Here is a 25,378-nt window from a genome sequence, read left to right as displayed (position 1 = left end):
GTAAAGGTATTGCTGTGTTAATTCAAAAAATTGTTGCGGCAATTTTCTCAAGATTTACATTTCAACACTGAAAATAAGTAACTTAGTACCATAAACGGCAGCTAAACTCAACTAACAATTTTACGCCGGTTGAAAGTTATGAAATACCTGAATCTGACCCCCAAATTAATTTTAATGATCGCCATTGCGTTGCTGGCGGTTACTGGTTGTAAAAAATCGGGCAGTGTTGACCCGGTTCCGGCACCTGCGCCCGCGATCACTGCTATAAGCGTCTCGACAGCGGTAATCGGCAGTACGGTAACTATTACCGGTACCAATTTCGGATCTGATATTACCAAAGATACCGTCCGGTTTAATGGAGTAGCAGCTACTATTAGCTCGGCAAATACTACCAGCATTGTAGTTACCGTGCCTGCAACCGCTACCACAGGTAAGATTAGTGTAGTTACTGACGGTAAAACGTTAATATATCCTACAGATTTTACGGTTACGCTGCTGGTACCTACAATAACCGGTGCTACGATACTGCCTACGTCCTATGGCGGCTCGATATCGATAAAAGGTAGTAATTTCGATCCCAACGCGTCAAAAAATACAGTTGTGTTTGCAGGTATCAAAGCGCTTGTAGCATCGGCAAGTTCGTCAGAAATAATAGCTCAGATCACTACTACAACCAGCATAACATCCGGACCGGTACAACTTACGTCTTATGGTACAACACTAACATATACCGCTACGGTAACTGTTATTCCTGCTCTCGGAGAAGTTATGAGTACCACTTCTATGGGTTATCTGGCGGTAGATGCTGCGGGAAACATATACGGCGAGTCGGGAAATTCTGTTTATAAAGTCACACCTGCAAAGGTTACCAGTCTTTTAGCAACAGCCGGTAATAGCGCAAATGTGCCGGGCAACCCGCTTAGGGGCACAGCGGTAGATGCAGCAGGGAACGTTTATGCAACGGGAACTACAGACGCGAAGATATACAAGATAACTCCAAACGGTGTTGTAAGTACTTTTGCAGGCAGCGGCGTTAGCGCTTATGTTGACGGCAAAGGAACGGCTGCACAATTTATTGCTCCGGTGGGCCTTGCGATTGACCCGAGCGGCAACTTATTTGTCTGCGATTCGGCCAGGGTGCGCAAAATAGCACCGGATGGAACGGTAAGCACATTTGCAGGTAGCGCCACCTCGGGTACTGCCGACGGACAGGGCGCGGCAGCATCCTTTAATTCTTTAATTGCGATGACGGCTGATTTTGATGGCAACTTGTTCGTAACCAATTCGGCAGGCACTATTCGTAAAATTACACCAACCGGGTTGGTAAGCACATTAAATTTGCAAGGCCCGTTAGTTACCGCGGGTGGTTATAATCAGCCCATAACTGCACATGGTATTTACGGCGGAAACCTAATTGCTGCTGATCCATTCGGGAACCTTATCGTGTGTAATAATTATGGTATTGTGTTTGGCAACTCAAGTCCAACCGCAGGTGTGGCGCACCCAGTTTACATAATAGACAAGAGCGGCCTTGTAGCTCAATATACTACTGCAGATCTGGTATCCTATCAGGGCGTAACTGCCGACCGCGCGGGCAATATTTATATAGGCCGAACCTTCTACGGTGGGCCCGGACCCGAAGTCTATAAATATTATAAAAAATAATAGACCGGTGTCTGCCCGGAATGAATATCAGTTGTCTAAACTTTTAAATTAGCCGCATGAAAGCTATCGGGTTGATCGGCGGCATGTCCTGGGAAAGTTCTGCCATTTACTATCGCATCATTAACGAGCGGACAAAAGAAAAGCTGGGCGGCCTGCATTCAGCTAAGTCTATAATGTATACCGTCGACTTTGAGGAGATTGCAAAGTTGCAGCAGTCGGGCGATTGGGACACGATAGGCGAACTAATGAGCGAAGCGGCCATGAACCTGCAGAAAGGCGGTGCCGATTTCGTATTGATCTGCTGTAATACGCAGTATAAAGTAGCCGCCGAAATTGAAAGTGCGATGGATATACCGCTGATTCATATCGGCGACGTCACTGCTGATGCAGTTGTTGCCCTCGGAATCGACAAAGTGGGATTGCTGGGCACTAAGTATACCATGGAGCAAGACTTTATCAGCAACAGGTTTGTTAATAAAGGCATAGACGTGATTACGCCCGATGAAGCCGGCCGGAAGATCATTCAGGATACAATTTACACCGAGTTGGCGAAAGGCATCATAAATCCCGAATCGTTAGCGAAATGCGTAGGCGTGATAAACGAACTAAAATCGCGCGGTGCTAAGGGTATTATTCTGGGTTGTACCGAATTGGGCATGCTGATCACACCTGAGTCTGTCGACTTGCCTTTATTTGATACGACCGTGATTCATGCTGAAAAGGCGGTAGAGTTGGCATTGTCGTAGATTTTAAACACAAATTAAGTTCATTCTGTCAATTCGGGTGCGAATTCCCGATATCGATCAGGACAAAGCAAAGAATTGTCCTCTAGGATCGCCGCGTCACTTCGTTCCTCGCAATGACAACATTTACTTACATTAACTCCTTCAGCAACTTATCAAACTCGGCGCGCATCGCAGCCAGTTCCTCTTCAAGTTTGCTTACACGGTTTTCCAGTTCACTAATAGATGAGCGCGGTATCGCCGCTTGCGGTTCGTCATCAGCTATCTGGTCAGGAATATCTGCAAACAAATGGGTGTAACGTTGTTCCTTTTGGCCTGCACGTTTAGGCAATTGTACAAGAAAAGGCTCATCGCCGGTGCTTAGCTTTTCGAGTGCCTGCTGCACGTCATCAAGCGACTCAAACTCATATAGCCTTCCGGAATTGGTGTTGATCTCGCCCGGGGTTTGCGGGCCGCGCAAAAATATCAGGCACATAATGGCTACCTCGGCGGGTATCACCGGGTAAACGATCGCGAAATTGTGTTTATATTTTACGGCCCGGCTTGAGCCGCCGGTGGCCGTAGAAATTAGCCCCTTCTTCTTCAAGGTATCCAGCGCATGGGTTACCGTATCTTCATCATAATCAACCACAGGTTTACGTGCCGACTTTTGATTGCAGGCGGTTACAAGGGCGTTAAGCGTGAGCGGATAATACTCAGGCGTGGTGCGACTCTTTTCCATCAGCGCGCCAAGCACACGTATCTCTTCGTTATTAAGTTGGGGCAGCATAAAATTTTGTTGCCGGCAAATATATAATTTACAAGTTGAGGCCGTATCTAACTGTCGCCCTAAAGTACGAGTAGGTATTCTGCGTTTCTGCAAATTTATTGTACTTACCCTTGATGACCAGATAACCGGGGTCCGCGCAAAGGGACAGATCTTTTGTAACTGCGAATCTTATTTCGCTGGTAATGGTATGTAATAAGTAATGCGAGCTATAGCCATTTATGGTGGCCAGATATCCGCCTCTGTATTCAGCATTCAAGAAAAACCGGTCTTTAATGCTTAGCCCACCACCTGCAGCAAAAGATGCACCGGTGGTGTAATCGTAATTGCGGCTGTTATAAAAGTAAGGGTCGGGTGCAGCACCTAAAAGCACCGGCCCGGCAGAGAAACCGGTATTAAATTTCACTTTTCTGTGCAGGTTGTATTCAGAAAATACATTCAGCTTTACACTTTGCCCGCCGTAAAACACTCCGGCATTTCTAATATAATCATAGTTGGCCGACAATACAGCCAAGTGCCGCGAACTGCTGTCATTTTTCAGTTCCCACCCCGTAAGCGACCCATACACGTTAATAGCGTTTACTTTGGCACTATCATCACGGCCAAATTCTGCATTTACGTATATGTTGCTAAACGGAACGCGGTAGTTGTCATACGGCAAACCATACGTCAACTTTGCCCGGCCATAAAACCCCGAGGTGTTAAAACCTGCAACAGTATTGTAATAGCGCACCCCTGCATCAACCTCCAGGTTTAGCTTGGTGGAGTCGTGCAAAGCGCTATTGGCTCTCACCTTGCCCCATCTGCCGTCTACAATGCGGTTAAGGCCGTTCATGGGGTTCATAATAAGTCCGGCTACTTCCTGCACTTGTCGTTTAAATCCGGTAGCACGGTTATTTATAAGGCGGTTAGCAAAACGGTAGGTCATTTCGCCCAAGACTATGCCGCCGAAAGTGGTGTTAATGAAATCATTAGGAGCGGGGGCCTGCGTTTCCGCAAAGGTTTCCCACAAATAACTGCCTGCGGCTGCTGCGGGTGCCGCTTCCCAAAAACTGTAGCCATTTACACGGAATGAACTATAAAATAAACTGCCATGAAATGGGTGGCCAAACTGGTTTGTTTGGAACGGGTCATTGTCTATTTGCCAATGCCCAGGGTTAAGGTTGTGGCCCACCGTAGCAAACGTGATCTTTGCGTAGTCTTTACCGGCGATCCAGCGGTCGTAAGCAAAGGGAGTAAACTCGGCAATACCGAGGTAGAGCACGGCCCTGCCAAACCGTTTTTTTTGCGACCGGGTGTTTAGAGGCACTTCTGTTATTTGCTTCTTTTTGGTGGTATCTAAAAATGCTTTTTGAGCGTCGAATGTAACCTGGGCTGATACTTGCGAAGTGTATAAAGCACTTGCAACCAGTAACATCAATAGCGCTTTAAATTTTTTGGAAAGGGTAATTGAGTAAAATTTATTCATATAGATGAGCGGCATGTAATCAACGCAAATACGTCGTTAAAACAACATTAACATGTAAACTCATTTATGGTTTTCTCTGCCTGTATGTGGGACTAAAACCCGCTTTTCTCAACAGTTAAAATTGTTGAAAACTTTTAGTGGTAAAAAGTGGTATAAAGTGGAAGTAATCTCTACTTTTACGATAGAATTTTACCCGAAGTCTGTTAGATGTCGAACTTTTTAGGCGAATTTGATTGTAAACTGGATGCTAAAGGGCGTATGATGATCCCTTCAGGCTTGCGCAAACAGCTTCCCGAAGCTGAGCGTGAGGGCCTTGTGATCAATCGCGGCTTTGAAAAGCATTTGGTGATCTATACGCGTAAGGAGTGGGACCTGATTATTGCCGACCTGGCAAAACTCAACCAATACGAGAAACGTACCCGGGAATTCATTCGGTACTTTACTCGTGGCGCTACAGAATTGACACTTGATGCTGCAGGCCGCATTTTATTGCCTAAGGCTTTGCTGGAGTACGCGGGTATTGGCAATGATCTGGTACTGGCTTGCCAATTAAATAAAATAGAGGTTTGGGACAGTAAGGTTTACGACCTGCAAATGGACAGCGAGCCTGAAAACTTTGCCAACCTTGCCGAAGAGGTTATGGGCGGAATGGGAAGGAGGGCCGATGGCTAATACCTACCACACCCCCGTAATGCTTCAGGAATGTATAGAAGGTTTGGCCATCAAACCCAATGGTACCTATGTTGATGTAACTTTTGGCGGTGGTGGCCACTCGCGCGAGATTTTGAAGCATTTGGGGATAAACGGCAAGCTTGTCGCTTTTGACCAGGACGTAGACGCGCAGCAAAACCTGATAGATGATAAACGTTTCGTTTTTGCAGATCAAAACTTCCGCTATTTAAAGAATTTCTGCCGTTTGCATGGTGCAATCCCGGCCGATGGTATTCTTGCTGATCTGGGAGTTTCATCACATCAGTTTGATGAGGCAGATCGTGGTTTCTCTATCCGTTTCGATGCCGAACTGGACATGCGCATGAACCAGTCGGGATCGCTGACCGCTAAAGAAGTGATCAATGCTTACGATGAGGCTGCCCTGCACCGCATTTTTGGCCAGTACGGCGAGATCCAGAACGCAAAATCTTTAGCCAGGGCTATTGTCACTTCACGCCTGAGCGCACCTATCAACACCATTGCAGAGTTAAAAAACGCCATACAGGGATTGATCCCTCGCGGAAAAGAAAATAAATACCTGGCGCAGGTATTCCAGGCACTTAGAATAGAAGTGAACCAGGAACTGGAAGCACTGAAAGACTTTCTGGTTCAATCGGCTGAGGTGTTGGTTAGCGGCGGCCGCCTGGTGGTAATGTCGTACCATTCGCTGGAAGACAGGCTGGTTAAAAACTTTATCGCCAAAGGAAAATTTAGCGGCGAGTTGGAAAAAGATATTTACGGTAATGACGACAGGCCTTATCAGCAGGTAAGCCGTGGCGCAATTACCGCTACTGAAGAAGAGATAGCTCAAAATAACCGCGCACGCAGCGCCAAACTTAGAATAGCTGTAAAAAAATGAACCGTTTACTTACAGATATCGAACCACAGGAAGAGCCGGAAGTTGTTGTTGCAGAAAAGCAGCAGCCAGCGCCGGATAATTTCTTTGTGTCTTTTTTAAGCAAAGGTTTTGTAAGTACAGAGGATGCAACGCGTGCATTACCTTTTGTGCTGTATATGGCGTTTTTGGGCATGCTTTATATAGCTAACCGCCATCTGGCAGAAAAGAACCTGCGCAACATAGATAAATATGGCAAGGAAGTTCGCGAGCTAAGCTGGGATTACAAAAGCACTAAGGCAGATCTTGCTTTCAAAAGCACATTGACCGAGGTTGCAAAACGTGCAGACACTTTAGGCGTGCACGTAGCGGTAGACCCGCCGCAAAAGATCGTGGCAGAACAGGAGGTGCAAAAATGAGTATCCGCACCAATATATTGCTTAGGGTTTACCTGGCTTTCGGCCTGATACTGCTGTTCGCGTTTGCAGTAGCCGTTCAATTGTTCAGGGTGCAATTTGTACAGGGTACCAAGTGGCGCTCAATGGCAAAGGCTATGTCGACCCGTTACATGACGGTTGAAGCTGCCAGGGGTAATATCTTTTCTGCAGACGGCAGCCTTTTGGCCACATCTGTACCTGAGTACGAATTGCACATGGACATGCTGGCCGGTGGCATTGCTGATGACAAAGTATTTTACGCCAAAGTAGATTCGCTTGCGTTAAAGATGGCGCAACTGTTCGGTGACAGATCGCCGCGCGAATATTCAAGGATTTTAAGGGACGCCCGTCAGGATAGCTCTCGTTATCAGTTGATCCGCCGCAGGGTTGGATATCAGGAACTAAAGAAGATCCGCCAGTTCCCTATTTTCAATATGGGTAAATACAAAGGCGGGCTTATAGTGGTGCAAAAGAACCGCCGCATTTTGCCTTTCCGCGCATTAGCTATGCGTACCATCGGCTACAAAAATGAGAACGTTAAAAACGGCGTTGGCCTTGAAGGGTCGTACGCGCAATATATCAACGGAGAGAACGGTCAGCGGTTAATGCAGCGCATTGCCGGCGGTACCTGGATGCCGGTAAATACTGATGATGAAATATCGCCAAAAGACGGCGCTGATATTATCTCAACTATCGATGTAAACCTTCAGGATGTTGCTCAGAACGCCTTAGAAAAAGCATTGATAAAAAGTAACGCCGATCATGGCGCCGTAATCTTGATGGAAGTGCAAACCGGAGAGGTGAAAGCATTGGCTAACCTCACTAAGGTAAGCGACGGTGTTTACAAAGAGCAATTCAACTACGCCATAGCCGGCAACCAGGATCCCGGGTCGACCTTTAAGGTTGCCTCTTACATGGCCTTGTTAGAAGACCATAAGGTGGATACAAACACCATGGTCGCTACCGGCAATTACCAGATACCGGGAAAACTAATCACAGATTCGCACGGCAGTATCGGTACGGTTACTGTTAAGAAGGCGTTCGAAGAATCATCAAACGCTGCTGTGGCATCACTGGTAAACAGAGCTTATAAAGATAACCAGGCACAGTTTACCAATCACCTGTATGACTGGCACCTGCAGGAGAAAATGGGTTTGCAGATCCCGGGCGAGGCGCAACCTGTAGTTAAAAATCCATCGAATCGCAGCTGGAACAAAAACATGACGCTGCCGCAAATGGCTTATGGTTATGAAATGCAGCTTACACCATTGAAAATGTTGTCGTTCTATAATGCTGTCGCAAACAATGGTAAATATATAGCACCGGTTTTTGTAAAAGAGATACAGCGCATGGGCAACACGGTACAGCGCTTTCAGGCACGTGTTATTGACGAAAAATTGTGTTCTGATGTAACACTGCACAAAATGCAGGATATGCTGGCCGGCGTAGTGAGCGAGGGCACAGGCAAAGGCATCGTAAATAATCCGCTTTACAAAATAGCAGGCAAAACAGGTACTGCACAGGTTGCCGATGGCAACAAAGGTTACAAGGCTAAAAAGCAATATCAGGCATCTTTCTGCGGATATTTTCCTGCAGACCATCCCAAATATTCTTTAATAGTAGTAATTAACGACCCTAAGAACGGCTACTATGCCGCTTACATCTCTGGCCCGCCGTTCCGCGAGATAGCTGACAAAGTTTACGCGGCAGATATCAAAACTGCAAAGCAAACACCGCCGACTTTTTACGCGGATGCCACTACGCCTGCTACTTACAAATCTGGTAACCTTAAAGCACTGCAGCATGTCTATGCCAAACTGGGTGTTAAAGGCGCGCCTTCGAATGATACAACAATTGGTATGGGTGCGGATACCAGTGAGCAGCCGGTTGCCAAAGGAAAACTTAAGGCAGATGGTGTGCCCTCTGTTTTAGGTATGGACCTCAGTGACGCGCTTTATGTAATGGGTAACGCCGGCTACAAAGTAGCTGTCCGTGGCAGCGGATTGGTTAAAAACCAATCGGTAACAGGCGGAAGTTTAATACCCAAAGGCTCTAAAATAATACTGGAACTGCAATGAAGAACCTAAGCGACATATTAGACGGGATTGCCTTTACAGAATTGCAGGGCGGCGCCGATGTGCAGATCACCGGCATCACTGCCGACTCGCGTAAGGTTGTACCCGGGACTTTATTTGTTGCAGTTAAAGGAACCCTGGTCGACGGGCATAAATTTATCGACCAAGCTATCAACGACGGTGCGGTTGCCATAGTTTGCGAAGACTTGCCCGGTCATACGGCTAACGCTGCAGAGTTTTTAATGGTAGCCGATTCGGCCGAGGCACTAGGTAAGCTGTCTTCAAACTTTTATGACAACCCATCGGCTAAACTAAAATTGGTGGGCGTAACCGGCACAAACGGTAAAACCACCGTTGCCACGCTGCTTTACAAATTATTTACAGACCTGGGTTACAAATGCGGTTTGGTTTCTACAGTTGAAAATCAGATAGCAGGTAAGATTATTCCTTCAACTCATACTACACCAGACCCGGTTGCACTTAACGGTTTAATTGCAGACATGGTCAATGCCGGTTGCGATTACTGCTTTATGGAAGTAAGTTCACACGCGGTTGCCCAGCACCGCATAAGCGGCTTGCAGTTTTCTGGAGGGATTTTCACCAACCTAACGCATGACCACTTAGACTATCATAAAACCTTTGATAATTATCTGAAAGCTAAAAAGGCTTTTTTTGATGGCTTGCCTAAAAACGCCTTCGCGCTCACTAACCTTGACGATAAAAATGGTAGCGTAATGCTGCAAAATACGCGTGCCCATAAAAAGAGCTATGCGTTGAAAACCATGGCCGATTTTAAGGTGAGGATATTGGAGAACCAATTCAACGGTTTACTGCTCAATATCGATAGCGAGGAAGTATGGTTTAAAATGGTAGGCGCCTTCAACGCTTACAACCTGCTGGCCGTGTATGCTGCCGCGATGCTGTTAGACCAGGACAAGGCTAAAACCTTAACCAGCCTGAGTAAGCTATCGGGTGCAGAAGGCCGGTTTGACTATGTAGTATCGCCAAACAAGATCATTGGTATTGTAGATTACGCACACACTCCTGATGCTGTTCAGAATGTACTGAGCACTATCAAAGATGTTAAGAGCGGCAACGAAAAGGTGATCACCATCATAGGATGCGGCGGCGACAGGGATAAAACCAAACGCCCGGTTATGGCAAAAACCGCCTGCGACTGGAGCGATAAAGTGATACTAACGTCTGACAATCCACGCTCTGAAGACCCGGCGCAGATCATAAAGGATATGGAAGCCGGTGTAGATCCGTCGAACCAGCGTAAAACCATCAGCATAGTTGACCGCCGCGAAGCGATAAAAACTGCTGTTCACCTGGCTAACCCGGGCGACATTATTTTATTAGCCGGCAAAGGCCATGAGAAATATCAGGAGATAAAAGGGGTTAAAACCCACTTTGATGATAAAGAAGAACTACTTGAACAATTTAAAACATTAAGCTAATCAACCTAAAGGCATGCTTTATTACCTGTTCAGCTACTTAGACAGAAACTTCAATATCCCCGGCGCGGGTGTGTTTCAGTACATCACGTTCAGGATGGGGCTTGCCGTTATTACGTCTTTGATCGTCACTACGGTGTATGGTCGCCGGTTGATCGATTACATTCGCTTTAAACAAGTTGGCGAAACAGTGCGTAATCTGGGCCTTGAAGGGCAGATGCAAAAGCAGGGTACGCCTACCATGGGTGGTATCATCATCTTGTTGGGCATCCTTATCCCAACGTTGCTTTTTGCAAAGCTGGATAATGTGTACGTGATACTGATGCTGGTTACGACAGTTTGGCTGGGGGCTATTGGTTTCCTGGACGATTACATCAAGGTATTTAAGAAAAACAAAGAAGGTTTAGCAGGCAGGTTTAAGATCATCGGTCAGGTAGGTTTGGCGTTAATTGTTGGCTACACCATGTACTTCAACAGCAATATCATCATCCGCCAGGAAGTAAAATTGCCCGTTAAATATGATGTTCCGGTTGGCTTTCACATGAAAGGCAATACACCCGTTTACACACAGGATATTAAGTCGACCAAAACCACAGTGCCTTTTTATAAGAACAACGAGTTTGATTATGGCAAAGTGCTTAAGTTTTTAGGGAAAGGATATGAGCGTTATGCGTTGATCGTGTTCTTGGCCTTTGTGATCTTCATCATTACTTTTATTTCAAACGGGGCGAACATCACGGATGGGATAGACGGACTGGCGACGGGTACATCGGCAATCATCGGTATAACGCTGGCGGTTTTCGCCTACGTGTCCGGCAATACGGTTATAGCCGACTACCTGAATATTATGTACATCCCTAACTCGGGCGAGCTGGTAATTTTTGCCGGCGCGTTTGTGGGTGCTTGTGTAGGTTTTCTGTGGTACAATTCATACCCGGCGCAGGTTTTTATGGGTGATACAGGCAGTTTAGCCATTGGTGGTATAATAGCAGTATTTGCTATCATGATCCGTAAAGAGTTACTGCTGCCAATTTTATGCGGCGTGTTCGTGGTAGAGAATTGCTCGGTGATTATACAGGTTGCCTGGTTTAAATATACTAAACGCAAATACGGTGAAGGCCGCAGGGTTTTTCTGATGGCGCCTTTACACCACCACTATCAAAAGAAAGGATTTCATGAAGCAAAGATTGTGACACGTTTCTGGATCATTTGCATCATGCTGGCTATAGTAACATTTATAACGCTGAAAACGAGATAAGAACCCCCAACCCCCTGAAGGGGGCATTAGAAAATATAGAGTGAAAGAGAACAAAAGCATACCTGCAACAAACTTCCCCCTTCAGGGGGGTAGGGGGTTATTGGTCATCCTCGGCGCGGGCGAAAGCGGCGCTGGTGCGGCTTTCCTGGCTAAGCAGAAAGGCTTTGATGTGTTCGTGTCTGATTTTGGTGCTATAGCTAACAAGTACAAACAACAGTTACAGGAATGGCAAATACCCTTTGAGGAAAAGCAGCATACCGAAGACTTAATATTAAATGCAACTCAAGTAGTAAAAAGTCCGGGTATACCCGAGAAAGCACCGCTAATAAAGAAACTTCGTGAGAAAGGTATCCCGGTTATTTCGGAAATAGAGTTTGCAGGTAGATATACCAATGCAAAGATGATCTGCATTACCGGCTCAAATGGCAAAACTACTACTACCAGCCTAACGTATCACATTCTGAAAGATGCCGGTTTAAATGTTGGCTTGGCGGGAAATATCGGTAAAAGCTTTGCCTACCAGGTGGCCACAGAAAACTTTGACACTTACGTACTGGAGATCAGCAGCTTTATGCTTGACGATATGTATCAGTTTAAGGCTGACATTGCCGTGCTGTTAAATATCACCCCGGATCACCTTGACCGGTACGACTACAAATTTGAGAATTACGCGGCGTCTAAATTCCGCATTACACAAAATCAAACACCGGCAGATCACTTCATTTACTGTATAGATGACCAGGCTACCGCCGAGGGTATGAAAATGCACGGCAGTAATGCCCGGCTGCATCCATTTTCCATTACTAATGAACTTGAAAGCGGTGCCTGGTTGGACCGCGAAACCCTAATTATACAAACTAACAAACAACAAGAACCACTTACTATGTCAATTAACGACCTGGCCCTGCAAGGAAAGCACAACATCTACAATTCAATGGCCTCCGGTATTGTGGCAAAAGTGCTTGAACTTAGGAATGACACCATACGCGAGAGTATGAGCAATTTCCGCAACATTGAGCACCGCTTAGAGCATGTGGCAAAAATTTCGGGGATAAATTTTATCAACGATTCTAAAGCTACCAATGTAAACTCAACCTGGTATGCTTTAGAAAGTATGCCTAAAGGTGTTGTGCTCATCTTAGGTGGTGTTGACAAAGGCAACGACTATAGCATGCTTGCCGATCTGGTGAAGCAAAAGGTAAAAGCCATTGTGTGCCTTGGCCGGGATAATGCACGCATCCATGAGGCTTTTAAAGATATCCTGACCGAAATAGTTGATACCACCTCGGCGCAGGAAGCGGTGTACGTATCGTATCAGTTAGCCAAAAAAGGCGACACTGTATTGCTGTCACCTGCCTGTGCAAGTTTCGACTTGTTTAAAAACTATGAAGACCGCGGCGACCAGTTCAAAAAAGCGGTAATGGAACTGTAACAATGAATTAATGAATGAATGATTGAATGTGAGAAACCAGTGCAATCACAAGAATGTAATCAGTGTAATCATATAATAGAATCAGTGCAATTAAAAGACAATCAGAGTAATCCATAAACGAAATGACTTCACTTAGAATAGACCATATACTTAGCAAAACCAGGGGCGACCGTTGGATATGGATCATTGTGATCATGCTGTCGGTTATTTCTATGATGGCGGTTTACAGTTCCATCGGTACGCTGGCTTATACACGTGGTGTAGGTGCCGAATCGATTTTGGTTAAGCACATGTTCATGATAGTTGGTGGCATAGCTTTGATGTACATCTCGCACAAGCTGGATTATCGCTATTACGCGGGTATCTCAAAGCTGTTGATGGTTATCACCATTCCGCTTTTGGTTTACACTTTATTTTTTGGTTCGCACATCAACGGTGCAAGCCGCTGGGTTGCAATCCCGGGTACCGGGTTAAGTTTTCAAACTTCAGATTTGGCTAAACTGGCGCTTATTACTTACCTGGCACGTTTGCTGTCGCGCAAGCAGGAAAATATAAAAGACGTTAAGCAATCATTTGTGCCCATTATGGGCTCAGTGTGTTTGGTGTTCGCCCTAATCGGGCCGGCGAATTTATCAACCGGGCTAATGCTTTTTGGCGTAAGCATTTTGCTGTTGATCATGGGCCGCATCAGTGTAAAACAGATAGCGGTGGTTTGCGCCGCAGGAGCGGTATTGCTGGCAGGTATGCTAACTTTCGGCGGACGTAAAGGCACGCACAGCTCGCGTATGGAAACCTTCCTGCACCCGGAGCGTGCCGATCCGGATAAGGTATTCCAAAGCAACCACGCTAAAATAGCCATAGCCAGTGGCGGGCTGTTTGGTAAAGGTCCCGGCCGCAGCACAGAACGTAACTATTTGCCCGAGGCATTCTCTGATGAGATCTTCGCCATAATTGTTGAAGAATATGGGGTGTTCGGTGGATTATTTGTGATGGGTATCTATATATTTTTGTTATACAGATGTATACGGATAGTTACAAAGGCGCCAAAAGCATTTGGGGCGTTACTGGCGGCGGGGCTAAGCTTTAGCTTAACCATCCAGGCATTTGCTAATATGGCGGTAGCCGTTGGTTTAGGCCCGGTAACAGGTGTGCCTTTGCCTTTAGTTAGTATGGGTGGTACATCTATATTATTTACCAGCGTGGCATTTGGTATAATCCTGTCTGTAAGCAGGCACATAGATGAAAATACCGAAGCTGCGGGCAAAAAAGTAGTAGTAGGCGAGATAATGGAAGTAGCCGCTTGATAAAAGAGACAAGAAACAGGGAATTAAGGTAATCGGTGCAATCAAATAATAAATCAGTGGAATCTAGAAAGATAATCATAAGCGGTGGTGGGACAGGGGGGCATATCTTCCCTGCGGTTGCTATTGCTAATGCTATTATGCAGCTGCATCCCGGTACTGAGATATTATTTGTTGGCGCACAAGGCCGTATGGAAATGGAAAAGGTTCCGGCGGCTGGGTATAAAATTATAGGGTTGAACATCCAGGGAATCCAGCGTGGTTCGGTGGTGAAGAACCTAATGTTCCCGGTTAAACTGTTTCAAAGTGTAAAGGCGGCTATCCGCATCATTAAAGACTTTAAACCCGATGCCGCTGTCGGTGTGGGTGGCTATGCATCAGGTCCGCTGTTGTATGCAGCATGGCTGCGCGGCATTCCGTGCTTAATTCAGGAGCAAAACTCTTATGCGGGCATCACCAATAAATGGCTGGGTAACAAGGCCAAAAAAATATGTGTGGCATTTGATGGCATGCAAAAGTTCTTCCCGGCTAATAAGATCATCAAAACGGGTAACCCTGTAAGGCGCGAATCGGTGGAGATTACTGGCAGGCATTTGCCCGCCTTAGAACTCTACAAGCTGTCTGCCGAGAAGAAAACCATTCTGGTGACCGGCGGCAGCCTCGGTGCCAGAACGTTAAATAACAGCATCCGAGCCGGCTTGCAAAAGTTGATCGATGCAGATGTACAATTGATATGGCAAACGGGCAAAAGCTACTATAAGGCAGTAACAGAAGAATTAGGAACCGAATACCACAATAATATCATCATCACAGAATTTTTGTCGAGGATGGATCTGGCTTATGCTGCCGCGGATATCATCATCTCGCGCGCGGGTGCCGGTACCATTGCCGAACTGTGTATGATCAAAAAGCCGGTGATATTGGTGCCATCGCCAAACGTAGCAGAGGATCATCAAACAAAAAACGCTTTGGCGCTAATAGAAGCTAACGCTGCGATAATGGTCCCTGATCGCGACGCGGAAATTAAACTTGTCGACCGTGCGCTTGAACTGCTGGCAGATGATCGCAAGCAAAAAACAATTGCAGAAAATATTGGCAAACTGGCTCTGCCTCACGCGGATATTGACATAGCGAATGAAGTATTTAAACTGATAAGGAAGTAACATGAAACTCGAAAATATAAAGCAAGTTTACCTGGTTGGCATTGGCGGTATTGGCATGAGTGGCCTTGCCCGCTACTTTGCACATTTGGGGCTTTCTGTTTCGGGGTACGATAAGACTTCCACTCCGCTCACAACCGCTTTAGAGAGCGAAGGCATCGGCGTTATTTATGAAGACAATTCCGCGCTGATCCCTGCTGCCTTCAACGAGCCTGACGAGCATACATTAATTATCTACACACCAGCCATCCCGAAAGATGCACAGGTATTGAATTTCTTTATCAATAAGGGTTTCAAGCTGTTCAAACGCTCGCAGGTATTGGGTATCATAAGCGAAGGCATGTACACCATTGCCGTCGCGGGTACGCACGGCAAAACCACAACGTCATGCATGGTTGCGCATATTTTAAAACACTCGGGCAAAGATTGTTCGGCGTTTTTGGGTGGCATCGCGTCTAACTATAACACCAACGTACTTTACGGCAATAACGACATTATGGTGGTTGAGGCTGATGAGTATGACCGTTCTTTCCTCACACTTCACCCTGACATTGCCATTGTAACTTCGATGGATGCCGACCACCTGGATATTTATGGTGACCATAGCCACCTAACCGAATCATTCAAACTGTTTGTAGGCCAATTGAAAAAGGGCGGCAATGTAATCGCAAAAGGAGGCCTGGATATCGACCATACAATCGACTATAGCATTAAAGAAAAGGCTGGTGCCTACGCCGAAAATATGCGGGTAGAAGGCGGTGAGTTTTACTTTGATTTTAAAAGCGAAAAGCTAAACATCGATAATATTCACCTGGGTATCTCCGGAATTCACAATGTAGAGAACGCGGTAGCAGCCATACAAGCTTGCCTGTTGGTTGACGTATCGCCGGAAAAAATAAAGTATGCGCTTACGGCATTCCGAGGGGTTAAGCGCCGTTTCGAATATATTGTAAAATCGCCTGAGCATATTTACATCGATGATTATGCGCACCACCCGGAAGAGTTGAGGGCCGCCATCTTATCGGTCAAAAAAATATACCCGGATAAAAAACTGACCGCTATTTTTCAGCCACACCTTTTTACTCGCACCCGCGACTTCGCAAATGGATTTGCAGAGGTGCTAAGCATGGTAGACGAACTGATCCTGCTTGAAATTTATCCTGCGCGCGAGTTGCCAATTGAAGGCGTAACCTCGCAAATGCTGCTGGATAAGGTTACGATATCGAACAAAAGAATTTTAAGCAAAGCTGAAACGCTTGCCGCGATAAAGGAAGAACAACCGGAATTGTTACTAACTGTCGGTGCAGGCGATATAGACACATTGGTTTCACCTTTAAAAGATCTGCTGCATGTTTAAGAAGCATATCTGGCGGCCGATACTAATTACCCTTGCATGGTTGATAACCATCAGCGGCACTGTTGTGCTTATGAGTTTCATCAACTTTAAAAAGGCAGGCGTAGTTTGTAAAGACGTTAAAGTATATATTCCGGGAAGCCAATACTTCATAGATAAACAATCAGTGGATGATATACTGGGCGTGAGCAACCACGCGCTTATCGGGCGCAAATTGGAGAACATCAACCTCCATGACCTGGAGCAAAAGTTAAAGGCCAACCCGTTTATAGACCATGCAAAGATCTACGCCGATATGGACGGTATCATCAATGTAGAGATCAGCCAGCGCCAGCCTATCCTGCATATCATGAACCAGTTTGACCAGGATTTTTACGTTGACCGAAACGGGCTGAAACTGCCGTTATCAAATAATTTTACCGCAAGGGTATTGGCAGCTAACGGATACATTGAAGAGCCATTTGGTAAAGTAGACACACTACACACGCCGTTAGCAAAGGACATCTACAAAGCGGCGGACTTTATCACAAAAGACACTTTATGGAACGCGCAGATAGCGCAGATCTATGTAAACCAGGAACATGAAATGGAACTGATTCCGCGGGTAGGTAACCAGCATATATTAATTGGGAGTGCCGATTCCCTGAAAAATAAAATGGATAACCTGCTGGCTTTTTACAAGCAAGCAATGCCGCGTGTAGGCTGGAATACTTACCAGGTAATCAACTTAAAATACGCTAACCAGGTGATAGGGGTAAAGAAGGGCAGTATGGTTAAGATCGACTCGACCAAAACAGCAAACAACTCTATCAAAGCAGATAGCTTAATAAAAACGACTCAAGACACATCTCACATAAAAAACTGATTATGGACAAAAGCTCAACTCAAGACAAAACATCGCCAATTATTGTAGGCCTAGACATTGGTACAACCAAGATATGTGCTATTGTTGGACGCCGCAGTAAAAACGGCAAGATAGAAATATTGGGTATTGGTAAGGCAGAATCTGCCGGTGTAACCCGCGGTATGGTATCTAACATAGATAAAACCGTACAAGGAATTACGCAAGCGGTAGAGATCGCGGGCTCGCAATCAAACGTAGAGATACGCGTGGTAAATGTGGGTATCGCAGGCCAGCATATTAAAAGCCTGCAGCACCGCGGTTTAATTACCCGCCGTGACTTAAATTCAGAGATCAGCCGCAAGGATATCGAGAAACTGGTTGAAGATATGTACAACTTGGTGATGCCTCCGGGCGAAGAGATCATCCATGTGTTGCCGCAAGAGTTTACCGTAGACAACGAGCCGGGTATTAAAGACCCTATCGGCATGGCCGGTGTGCGCCTCGAGGCTAACTTCCATATCATTTCGGGCCAGGTTACCGCGATCAAAAACATTGTAAAATGTGTAAACAAGGCCAGCCTGGAAAGCCAGGAGCTGATACTTGAACCATTGGCTTCTTCAGAATCTGTTTTGAGCGACGAAGAAAAAGAAGCCGGTGTTGTGCTGATAGATATTGGTGGTGGTACAACTGATGTGGCCATTTTCCACGAGGGCATCATCCGTCACACGGCGGTAATACCTTTCGGCGGTAACAGCGTAACTGAAGATATCCGCGAAGGGTGTTCGGTAATGCGCAACATTGCAGAGCAATTGAAGGTGAGGTTTGGTTCTGCACTGGCCGAAGAAAACAAAGAAAACGAGATCGTTTGTGTACCGGGCCTGCGCGGCCGCGATGCCAAAGAAATATCAGTTAAAAACCTGGCTTATGTAATACAGGCCCGTATGGAAGAGATCATAGAGCATATCTACTATGAGATCAAATCGTCTGGTTATGAGAAAAAGCTGATAGGTGGCATCGTGATCACCGGTGGTGGGGCACAATTGAAACACCTGCCGCAGTTGGTTGAGTATGTTACCGGCCTGGACTGCCGCGTGGGCTATCCAAATGAACACCTGGCTAAAAACGAGGTGCTGCCTAAAAATGTGTATGAAGAATTACAGAGCCCAACGTTCGCAACCGGTATCGGGCTGCTGATCAAAGGCATCCAAAAAACCGAGTATGACAACATGCCTCAGGCGGCGCCGCAACACGTAAAAGAAGAAAAAGTTAAATACGCCGACGACCGGAAATTTGGCCTTTTCGGAAAAATCTTAGAGACCGGTAAACGTTTTATAAAAGACGACATCAACGACGAGGACTTTTTGAAATAAAGGCCTCACCCCAACCCCTCTCCAGGCGGAGAGGGGCTTTAAAACATAATACAGGATAGGTTTATCCACAAAAAGCAAGTTTTCCACATTATTCACAATTGTTAATAAAGCTTGTGGAAAAACGCTTATACTTACAATAGGGAATAGAAGAAAAAGACAGGTAATCATTTAGCTGAAAAACAAGAACATGCAGTTTGAAATGTTAAAAGAAAAATCGTCTATCATCAAAGTAATTGGTGTTGGCGGTGGTGGTGGCAATGCGGTAAACCACATGTATAAGCAAGGCATTACGGGTGTAGATTTCATTATCTGTAATACCGATGCACAAGCTTTGGAGCTAAGCCCTATCCCAAATAAAGTGCAATTGGGTGCCAGCCTTACAGAAGGTATGGGTGCCGGCTCTATTCCCGAAGTTGGTAAAAACTCGGCTATCGAGAATATCGACGATATTAAACAAATGCTGGGCGCCAACACCAAAATGCTGTTCATTACAGCAGGTATGGGTGGTGGTACCGGTACAGGCGCCAGCCCAATCATCGCTAAGGCAGCCCGCGAAATGGATATCCTTACCGTGGGTATCGTAACTATGCCGTTCTCATTTGAAGGCAAGCGCCGTAAAATGCAGGCCGAAGATGGTTTAGCAGAATTACAGGCCAACGTCGATTCTTTCTTGGTAATTTCTAACGACCGTTTACGCCAGATATTCGGCAATCTTACCTTAGGCTCTGCTTTTGCGCAAGCAGACGACATTTTAACCACAGCTGCTAAAGGCATTGCAGAGATCATCACACTGCCGGGCTATATAAACGTAGATTTTAAAGATGTGCGGACCGTTATGGCCAGCAGCGGTGTTGCCATAATGGGCAGCTACGCAGCCGAGGGCGATAATCGTGCGCTACGTGCTGTAGAAGGTGCCTTGTCATCTCCATTATTGAAAGATAACGAAATTGAAGGTGCACGTTATATTTTGTTGAACATCAGTTCGGGTGAAAAAGAAGTAACCATGGACGAGGTGAGCATCATCACAGATTACATACAGGAAGAAGCCGGCCTTGCGGCCGACCTGATCTGGGGTAACTGTAAAGATGAAGCTTTAGGTGATAAGATTTCTGTAACCATCATCGCAACCGGTTTCCAAACTAAAGACGAACGCGAAAAAGAGGTTACCAGCAAAAAGATAGTTTCCATGCTGATACCTGAGGATGCACCGTTAATCAAGCCGGTTAACGAGTTTGTGCTGCCTAAGCAGGAAGAAAGCACCGAGATCTTTGCTAAAAAAGAATCTCAGCCACAACAAACAGGTTTGTTTGATTTCTTCGCATCAAATGAAACACCTGCTGATAATTCGAATGATATCATCCGTTTCGACCTGATGCCCGAAGAACCTGCACAGCCTGCAGAAACAGAGCAAACCAGCGAGTTTACTTTTAAACTTAGCGAACCGGTGTTGAATTTTGAGCCTGCTGCTGAAGTAGTTGCACAGCCAGAGCCCGAACCGGAACCTGAGCCGGAACCAATTGTTGGTGCCGACGATAACAAGACAGACGAAAGTATTGAAGAGCAGTTGCGGAAATCGCGCGAGCGTATTATGCGTTTGAAAGACCTGAGCATGAAGCTGCGTAATGGCAACTTGCAGGAACTGGAAAGCGTACCGGCTTATAAGCGTAAAGAGATAGCGCTGCAGCAACCGCCATCATCAGATGAAAGCCAGGTGTCGCGCTTCTCACTTACAGAGAACGACGGTCAGATAGAGATACGCAGAAACAATTCGTTCTTACATGATAATGTCGACTAATTGATTGAACCTATAATGATAAGCCTTTGTATAACTTTACAAAGGCTTTTTCGTTATAAGCCATTATAAAAAGTAATAACCTTTGACTGTGGCGGGTTTACTTTATATTTGTATATTATTGACAAATTAGACTTTACAGGTTTTGGATTTATTTGATAAGATAGCAAAGAACATGGGTGGCCCTATAGGGCAGCACCAGAAATGGTCGCACGGTTATTTCTCTTTTCCGCGTTTGGAAGGCGAAATTGCCCCGCACATGTCTTTCAACGGGAAAGAGCTTTTAGTGTGGAGTTTAAATAATTATCTGGGCCTGGCTAACCATCCTGAAGTGCGTGATGCCGACGCGCAGGCAGCGGCAGATTATGGCATGGCTTACCCTATGGGCGCGCGCATGATGTCTGGCAATACGCGCCTTCACGAAAAGCTGGAAAGCGACCTTGCCGAGTTTGTGGGCATGGAGAGTGCTTTCTTATTGAACTACGGCTATCAAGGCATGGTGTCTATCATTGACGCGCTGGTCGACCGGAATGATGTGATCGTTTATGATGCCGAATCGCATGCTTGTATCATTGATGGTGTGCGTTTGCACATGGGCAAGCGCTTTGTTTACCAGCATAACGATGTAGCCAGTTGCGAAAAGCAATTGGAGCATGCTACCAAAATAGTTGAACGCACAGGCGGCGGCATTTTGCTGATCACCGAGGGCGTTTTCGGCATGTCAGGTGCGCAAGGCAAGCTGAAAGAGATCATCGCGCTTAAAAGGAAATACAACTTCCGCATACTGATAGACGATGCGCATGGCTTTGGCACTATGGGTGAAACCGGTGCAGGCACACATGAAGCACAGGATTGTGTTAAAGATATTGACGTTTACTTTGGCACGTTTGCTAAATCTATGGCCGGTATAGGCGCTTTTGTGGCTGCTGATAATGAGATCATCAATTACCTGCGTTATAATATGCGCTCGCAAACATTTGCCAAGGCATTGCCTATGCCAATGGTGATCGGCCTGCAAAAGCGTTTCGAACTGCTAAAAGCGAAACCCGAATTGCGCGAAAGTCTTTGGAAGATAGCTAAAGCGCTGCAGAACGGTCTAAAGCAAGAAGGTTTTGATATTGGTATTACTAATAGCATGGTTACTCCGGTATTCCTGAAGGGCGACCTGAGTGAGGCTACCAGCCTAACCCGCGACCTGCGCGAAAACTACGGCTTGTTTTGCTCGATAGTGGTTTACCCTGTAATTCCTAAAGGCCTTATCGAACTGCGCCTGATCCCAACCGCGGTCCATACCCTGGACGACGTACAGTTTACATTGGACGCATTTGGCAAAGTAGCAGAGAAATTGAAAGCGGGCTATTACAGGAAAGACGCTGTGGAGGTGTAGGTTACCCCACCCTACTTAGCCAACATTGTCATTCCGAGCGTAGAGAGGAATCTTCTGCGTTATCGCCTCACCCCAACCCCTCTCCGAAGGAGAGGGGCCTAATCTCAAACGTCATGCCTTCCTGATAGCTATCGGGATTGTTTCGGCGTCTCAAAGAACATTTTTTTATAAATCAGTCGTGTCATCCAAAGCGCAGCGAAGGATATTTTTCAGCCTTGCATTTACGCATAAGATTCATCGTTTTACTCGGAATGATATGAGAAAACAACATAAAAAAGCCCGCACTGCATCGCAGAACGGGCTTCTTAATATTAAGAAAATTCTTAAGCTAATTTAGCTTTCAGGTTTTCGTTTATAGCTTCCAAAAACTCTTCGGTGTACAGGTAATCTGTACCATGCTCAACTTTAGCTTTAACGGTTATCGCTAAGTCTTTTGTCATTTTTCCGCTTTCAACAGTTTCTATACAAACTTGTTCCAAAGTGTGGCAGAAGTCAACCAATTCCTGGTTGCCATCCAACTTACCACGAAACTCCAAACCACGTGTCCACGCGAAAATAGACGCGATAGGGTTGGTAGAAGTCTGGCGACCGGCTTGATACTCGCGGTAGTGGCGGGTAACCGTACCGTGTGCAGCCTCGGCCTCCATAACAGTACCATCAGGGGTAACCAGCGTAGAGGTCATTAAACCTAATGAACCAAAGCCTTGTGCAACGGTGTCAGACTGTACGTCGCCATCATAGTTTTTACAAGCCCAAACAAAGTTGCCATTCCATTTTAATGCAGAAGCAACCATATCGTCAATTAAACGGTGCTCATAAGTAATGCCGGCTTCAGTAAACTTTCGTTTGTAATCGCTTTGATAGATCTCTTCAAAAATATCTTTGAAGCGGCCGTCGTATTTTTTAAGGATGGTGTTTTTGGTAGACAGGTATAAAGGCCAGCCTTTCATCAGCGCCTGGTTAAAACAAGCGTGCGCAAAACCACGGATAGACTCGTCGGTGTTGTACATTGCTAAAGCAACGCCATCGCCTTTAAATTTGTAAACCTCGAATGACTTTTCTTCGCCGCCATCTTCCGGAGTGAAAGTGATGGTCAGCTTACCTTTGCCCTTAGTCACAAAATCTGTAGCGCGGTACTGATCGCCAAAAGCATGACGGCCTATACAAATTGGGGCGGTCCAGTTTGGCACCAAACGCGGTACATTGCTCATAACAATAGGCTCGCGGAAAACGGTACCATCCAATATGTTACGGATAGTGCCATTCGGCGATTTCCACATTTGTTTTAAGCCAAATTCTTCAACGCGTGCTTCATCGGGGGTAATGGTGGCGCATTTAATACCAACACCATATTTAAGGATGGCATTAGCAGCGTCAACGGTAACCTGGTCGTCCGTTTGGTCGCGGTATTCGATACCCAGGTCGTAATATTTTATGTCGAGGTCCAGATACGGCAGTATCAGTTTATCCTTTATAAATTTCCAGATAATACGGGTCATTTCGTCCCCGTCAAGTTCTACTACGGGGTTTTCTACTTTAATTTTTGCCATCTCTTATTCAAGTTTTCTGTTGTGGTGCCAAATATATAAAATTGAGTGAAGCAATATTAATTTAAACTCAAATGCTATGATGATGTGACAGTTGGGACGGTTAACCCCGAATATTAAAACAAGTTGCAACACAAAATTGAGCTATTGCATGTTTAATAGCCACAAGAGTTAACCATAATTACAACAACCATGAACAACGAGCAAATAGATCCGCTTGATGACGAGAACCCGGATGTAGACAACCAAATACAAGGCGATGAAAACGGTGAACCAACCGGCACAGATTTAAGATATGATGCCGATGAGGATAGCTACGAGTTAGAGGTGCCAAGCGACGACCCTGACTACGATCCGCCTGCATTGTTTGAAACCGCGGCTAAAAATGGCAGCGATATGAATTCTGATTATGACGAGGCGAACCCTTACGATATCCAGGGTGAGTATGACCGAAACCGTTCGATAGAAACAGATGCCGACTCGTTGGGCATGCACGTGGAAGACGCCAGTGCCGAAGAGGTAAGTGCAATAGACAAAGCTTTAGCCCATACGCCAGAAGATGATCGCGACGACCTGGACGAAGAGGGTTATCCTATTAACGACGCACCGGCTAAGTAAGCATGAGCCAATTATTTTCGCCGCTGCAGATAAAGAATTTGCAGCTTAAAAACAGGTTGGTGGTATCACCCATGTGCGAATATTCGTCTGAGGATGGCTTCGCGACCGATTGGCACCTGGTGCATTTAGGCAGCAGGGCCGTCGGTGGCGCGGCTTTGGTTCTTACAGAAGCCATAGCAGTTTCCCCTGAAGGCCGTATCAGTTATGCCGACCTGGGAATCTATAAAGATGAGCACATCGAGAAGCTTAAACAAATAGTAGACTTTGTACATGAGCAGGGCGCTTATATTGGTACTCAACTGGCACATGCAGGCCGTAAGGGCAGTACACACAAGCCATGGGATGGTGGTAAGCAAATACCATCGGACCAACCCAATGGATGGAAGACAGTTGGGCCGAGTGCGATACCATTTACACCTGAGCAGGAACCGCCGCTCGAATTAGATATAACAGGGATAGATAAAGTTATTGCCGATTTCAAAGCAGCAGCGCTTAGGTCTCACGAGGCGGGCTTCGATGTGATTGAACTGCACGCTGCCCATGGATACTTGATCAACCAGTTTTTATCGCCGCTTAGTAATCAGAGAGCAGATAATTACGGGGGTAGTTTTGAAAACCGTATCAGGCTGTTAATTGAAATAATAGACGCTATAAAGGAAGTTTGGCCGGAAGACAAAACCATCTTTGTGCGGATATCTGCTACCGAGTGGACAGATGGCGGCTGGACTGATGACGATTCTGTTAGCCTGGCTAAAGTTCTTAATGAGCGTGGTGTCGACCTTATCGACTGCTCAACAGGCGGAAATGTTGCCGGAGCAAAGATACCGCTATCGCCAGGCTACCAAGTGCAATTTGCAGAAAAGGTAAAACAGGAAGCCGGTATACTAACAGGCGCAGTTGGCCTGATCACCGAATCGAATCAAGCTGAAGAAATTATACGATCGGGCCGGGCAGACCTTATATTTATGGCGCGTGAACTTTTGCGCGATCCGTATTTTCCTTTGCGTGCCGCACATGAACTTGGCACAGAAACGCAGTGGCCAAAACAGTATGAACGTGCGCAATGGAAATGATCCTGCCCATTGATCGTGGGAACATATGATTTGTCCCTTAGATGAAGATAATGACTCGATAAATTATTAACTCAGTAACTCAAAT

The 25,378-nt window shown here is 45.9% G+C and carries 21 protein-coding genes; 18 read left to right on the top strand and 3 right to left on the bottom strand.

Features of this window, described 5'->3' with window-relative positions:
- Positions 1-138: 138 nt before the first annotated feature.
- Positions 139-1,665: an IPT/TIG domain-containing protein gene (locus GO620_RS10530; RefSeq protein WP_157525279.1), complete on the top strand. Its 1,527-nt coding sequence runs from the start codon at positions 139-141 to the stop codon at positions 1,663-1,665.
- A gap of 56 nt (positions 1,666-1,721) precedes the next feature.
- Positions 1,722-2,411 carry an aspartate/glutamate racemase family protein gene (locus GO620_RS10525; protein WP_157525277.1) on the top strand — a complete coding sequence of 230 codons (690 nt, stop codon included), beginning with the start codon at positions 1,722-1,724 and terminating at the stop codon, positions 2,409-2,411.
- Positions 2,412-2,538: 127 nt separating this feature from the next.
- On the opposite strand, the gene GO620_RS10520 is transcribed toward GO620_RS10525, so the two are convergent.
- Positions 2,539-3,177, bottom strand: a complete 639-nt coding sequence (locus tag GO620_RS10520; RefSeq protein ID WP_157525275.1) for a YceH family protein — start codon at positions 3,175-3,177, stop codon at positions 2,539-2,541.
- Between the two features lie 28 nt (positions 3,178-3,205).
- A complete protein-coding gene (locus tag GO620_RS10515; RefSeq protein ID WP_200229862.1) occupies positions 3,206-4,642 on the bottom strand; it encodes a DUF3943 domain-containing protein in 1,437 nt (478 codons plus the stop codon).
- 207 nt (positions 4,643-4,849) lie between these two features.
- On the opposite strand from GO620_RS10515, the gene mraZ reads away from it, so the two are divergent.
- The 14 genes from mraZ to GO620_RS10445 all read left to right on the top strand — a co-directional run bounded on the left by mraZ (position 4,850) and on the right by GO620_RS10445 (position 22,055).
- On the top strand, positions 4,850-5,314 hold the full coding sequence (gene mraZ / locus GO620_RS10510) for a division/cell wall cluster transcriptional repressor MraZ (protein WP_157525271.1): 465 nt from the start codon (positions 4,850-4,852) through the stop codon (positions 5,312-5,314).
- Positions 5,307-6,212, top strand: a complete 906-nt coding sequence (rsmH, locus tag GO620_RS10505; protein ID WP_157525269.1) for a 16S rRNA (cytosine(1402)-N(4))-methyltransferase RsmH — start codon at positions 5,307-5,309, stop codon at positions 6,210-6,212. The genes mraZ and rsmH overlap by 8 nt, the downstream gene beginning before the upstream one ends.
- Positions 6,209-6,607 (top strand): FtsL-like putative cell division protein, encoded by a 399-nt coding sequence (locus GO620_RS10500; RefSeq protein WP_157525267.1) that lies wholly within the window; start codon positions 6,209-6,211, stop codon positions 6,605-6,607. Before rsmH ends, GO620_RS10500 begins: the two co-directional genes overlap by 4 nt.
- Positions 6,604-8,703: a penicillin-binding protein gene (locus GO620_RS10495; protein WP_157525265.1), complete on the top strand. Its 2,100-nt coding sequence runs from the start codon at positions 6,604-6,606 to the stop codon at positions 8,701-8,703. The genes GO620_RS10500 and GO620_RS10495 overlap by 4 nt, the downstream gene beginning before the upstream one ends.
- A complete protein-coding gene (locus tag GO620_RS10490; RefSeq protein ID WP_157525263.1) occupies positions 8,700-10,160 on the top strand; it encodes a UDP-N-acetylmuramoyl-L-alanyl-D-glutamate--2,6-diaminopimelate ligase in 1,461 nt (486 codons plus the stop codon). The genes GO620_RS10495 and GO620_RS10490 overlap by 4 nt, the downstream gene beginning before the upstream one ends.
- A 13-nt stretch (positions 10,161-10,173) precedes the next feature.
- Positions 10,174-11,415: a phospho-N-acetylmuramoyl-pentapeptide-transferase gene (gene mraY, locus GO620_RS10485; RefSeq protein ID WP_157525261.1), complete on the top strand. Its 1,242-nt coding sequence runs from the start codon at positions 10,174-10,176 to the stop codon at positions 11,413-11,415.
- A 40-nt stretch (positions 11,416-11,455) separates the two neighbouring features.
- A complete protein-coding gene (gene murD, locus GO620_RS10480; RefSeq protein ID WP_200229859.1) occupies positions 11,456-12,847 on the top strand; it encodes a UDP-N-acetylmuramoyl-L-alanine--D-glutamate ligase in 1,392 nt (463 codons plus the stop codon).
- A gap of 122 nt (positions 12,848-12,969) precedes the next feature.
- Complete coding sequence (locus GO620_RS10475) at positions 12,970-14,151, top strand: FtsW/RodA/SpoVE family cell cycle protein (protein WP_157525259.1); 1,182 nt, start codon at positions 12,970-12,972, stop codon at positions 14,149-14,151.
- 56 nt (positions 14,152-14,207) lie between these two features.
- Positions 14,208-15,311: an undecaprenyldiphospho-muramoylpentapeptide beta-N-acetylglucosaminyltransferase gene (gene murG, locus GO620_RS10470; protein ID WP_200229845.1), complete on the top strand. Its 1,104-nt coding sequence runs from the start codon at positions 14,208-14,210 to the stop codon at positions 15,309-15,311.
- A 1-nt stretch (position 15,312) separates the two neighbouring features.
- Complete coding sequence (gene murC, locus GO620_RS10465) at positions 15,313-16,665, top strand: UDP-N-acetylmuramate--L-alanine ligase (protein WP_157525257.1); 1,353 nt, start codon at positions 15,313-15,315, stop codon at positions 16,663-16,665.
- Positions 16,658-17,527 (top strand): cell division protein FtsQ/DivIB, encoded by an 870-nt coding sequence (locus GO620_RS10460; protein WP_157525255.1) that lies wholly within the window; start codon positions 16,658-16,660, stop codon positions 17,525-17,527. The genes murC and GO620_RS10460 overlap by 8 nt, the downstream gene beginning before the upstream one ends.
- Before the next feature lie 2 nt (positions 17,528-17,529).
- Positions 17,530-18,876 carry a cell division protein FtsA gene (gene ftsA, locus GO620_RS10455; protein WP_198173563.1) on the top strand — a complete coding sequence of 449 codons (1,347 nt, stop codon included), beginning with the start codon at positions 17,530-17,532 and terminating at the stop codon, positions 18,874-18,876.
- A 187-nt stretch (positions 18,877-19,063) separates the two neighbouring features.
- A complete protein-coding gene (gene ftsZ / locus GO620_RS10450; protein ID WP_157525251.1) occupies positions 19,064-20,671 on the top strand; it encodes a cell division protein FtsZ in 1,608 nt (535 codons plus the stop codon).
- Positions 20,672-20,813: 142 nt separating this feature from the next.
- A complete protein-coding gene (locus GO620_RS10445; protein WP_157525249.1) occupies positions 20,814-22,055 on the top strand; it encodes an aminotransferase class I/II-fold pyridoxal phosphate-dependent enzyme in 1,242 nt (413 codons plus the stop codon).
- A gap of 323 nt (positions 22,056-22,378) precedes the next feature.
- Here GO620_RS10445 and GO620_RS10440 read toward each other — a convergent pair whose 3' ends face one another.
- Positions 22,379-23,605 (bottom strand): NADP-dependent isocitrate dehydrogenase, encoded by a 1,227-nt coding sequence (locus GO620_RS10440; RefSeq protein WP_157525247.1) that lies wholly within the window; start codon positions 23,603-23,605, stop codon positions 22,379-22,381.
- A 189-nt stretch (positions 23,606-23,794) separates the two neighbouring features.
- On the opposite strand from GO620_RS10440, the gene GO620_RS10435 reads away from it, so the two are divergent.
- Together GO620_RS10435 and namA are read left to right on the top strand one after the other, a co-directional pair.
- The gene (locus GO620_RS10435) at positions 23,795-24,220 is read left to right on the top strand and encodes a hypothetical protein (protein WP_157525245.1); all 426 of its coding nucleotides are present in this window, start codon (positions 23,795-23,797) and stop codon (positions 24,218-24,220) included.
- Positions 24,221-24,222: 2 nt separating this feature from the next.
- Positions 24,223-25,293, top strand: coding sequence for an NADPH dehydrogenase NamA (gene namA, locus GO620_RS10430; protein ID WP_157525243.1), 1,071 nt, complete (start codon positions 24,223-24,225; stop codon positions 25,291-25,293).
- Positions 25,294-25,378 lie beyond the last annotated feature (85 nt).

Source organism: Mucilaginibacter ginkgonis (genome assembly GCF_009754905.2).
Classification (GTDB): Bacteria; Bacteroidota; Bacteroidia; order Sphingobacteriales; family Sphingobacteriaceae; genus Mucilaginibacter; species Mucilaginibacter ginkgonis.
The sequence above is the reverse complement of the archived record's forward strand: the minus strand, read 5'-3'. Positions and strand labels throughout refer to the sequence as shown.

Bases quoted from the DNA above. Each gene is read 5' to 3' on its own strand.
- GO620_RS10530 (WP_157525279.1), top strand. From the start codon at position 139: ATGAAATACCTGAATCTGACCCCCAAATTAATTTTAATGATCGCCATT.
- GO620_RS10525 (WP_157525277.1), top strand. From the start codon at position 1,722: ATGAAAGCTATCGGGTTGATCGGCGGCATGTCCTGGGAAAGTTCTGCC.
- GO620_RS10520 (WP_157525275.1), bottom strand. From the start codon at position 3,177: ATGCTGCCCCAACTTAATAACGAAGAGATACGTGTGCTTGGCGCGCTG.
- GO620_RS10515 (WP_200229862.1), bottom strand. From the start codon at position 4,642: ATGAATAAATTTTACTCAATTACCCTTTCCAAAAAATTTAAAGCGCTA.
- mraZ (WP_157525271.1), top strand. From the start codon at position 4,850: ATGTCGAACTTTTTAGGCGAATTTGATTGTAAACTGGATGCTAAAGGG.
- rsmH (WP_157525269.1), top strand. From the start codon at position 5,307: ATGGCTAATACCTACCACACCCCCGTAATGCTTCAGGAATGTATAGAA.
- GO620_RS10500 (WP_157525267.1), top strand. From the start codon at position 6,209: ATGAACCGTTTACTTACAGATATCGAACCACAGGAAGAGCCGGAAGTT.
- GO620_RS10495 (WP_157525265.1), top strand. From the start codon at position 6,604: ATGAGTATCCGCACCAATATATTGCTTAGGGTTTACCTGGCTTTCGGC.
- GO620_RS10490 (WP_157525263.1), top strand. From the start codon at position 8,700: ATGAAGAACCTAAGCGACATATTAGACGGGATTGCCTTTACAGAATTG.
- mraY (WP_157525261.1), top strand. From the start codon at position 10,174: ATGCTTTATTACCTGTTCAGCTACTTAGACAGAAACTTCAATATCCCC.
- GO620_RS10475 (WP_157525259.1), top strand. From the start codon at position 12,970: ATGACTTCACTTAGAATAGACCATATACTTAGCAAAACCAGGGGCGAC.
- murC (WP_157525257.1), top strand. From the start codon at position 15,313: ATGAAACTCGAAAATATAAAGCAAGTTTACCTGGTTGGCATTGGCGGT.
- GO620_RS10460 (WP_157525255.1), top strand. From the start codon at position 16,658: ATGTTTAAGAAGCATATCTGGCGGCCGATACTAATTACCCTTGCATGG.
- ftsA (WP_198173563.1), top strand. From the start codon at position 17,530: ATGGACAAAAGCTCAACTCAAGACAAAACATCGCCAATTATTGTAGGC.
- ftsZ (WP_157525251.1), top strand. From the start codon at position 19,064: ATGCAGTTTGAAATGTTAAAAGAAAAATCGTCTATCATCAAAGTAATT.
- GO620_RS10440 (WP_157525247.1), bottom strand. From the start codon at position 23,605: ATGGCAAAAATTAAAGTAGAAAACCCCGTAGTAGAACTTGACGGGGAC.
- GO620_RS10435 (WP_157525245.1), top strand. From the start codon at position 23,795: ATGAACAACGAGCAAATAGATCCGCTTGATGACGAGAACCCGGATGTA.
- namA (WP_157525243.1), top strand. From the start codon at position 24,223: ATGAGCCAATTATTTTCGCCGCTGCAGATAAAGAATTTGCAGCTTAAA.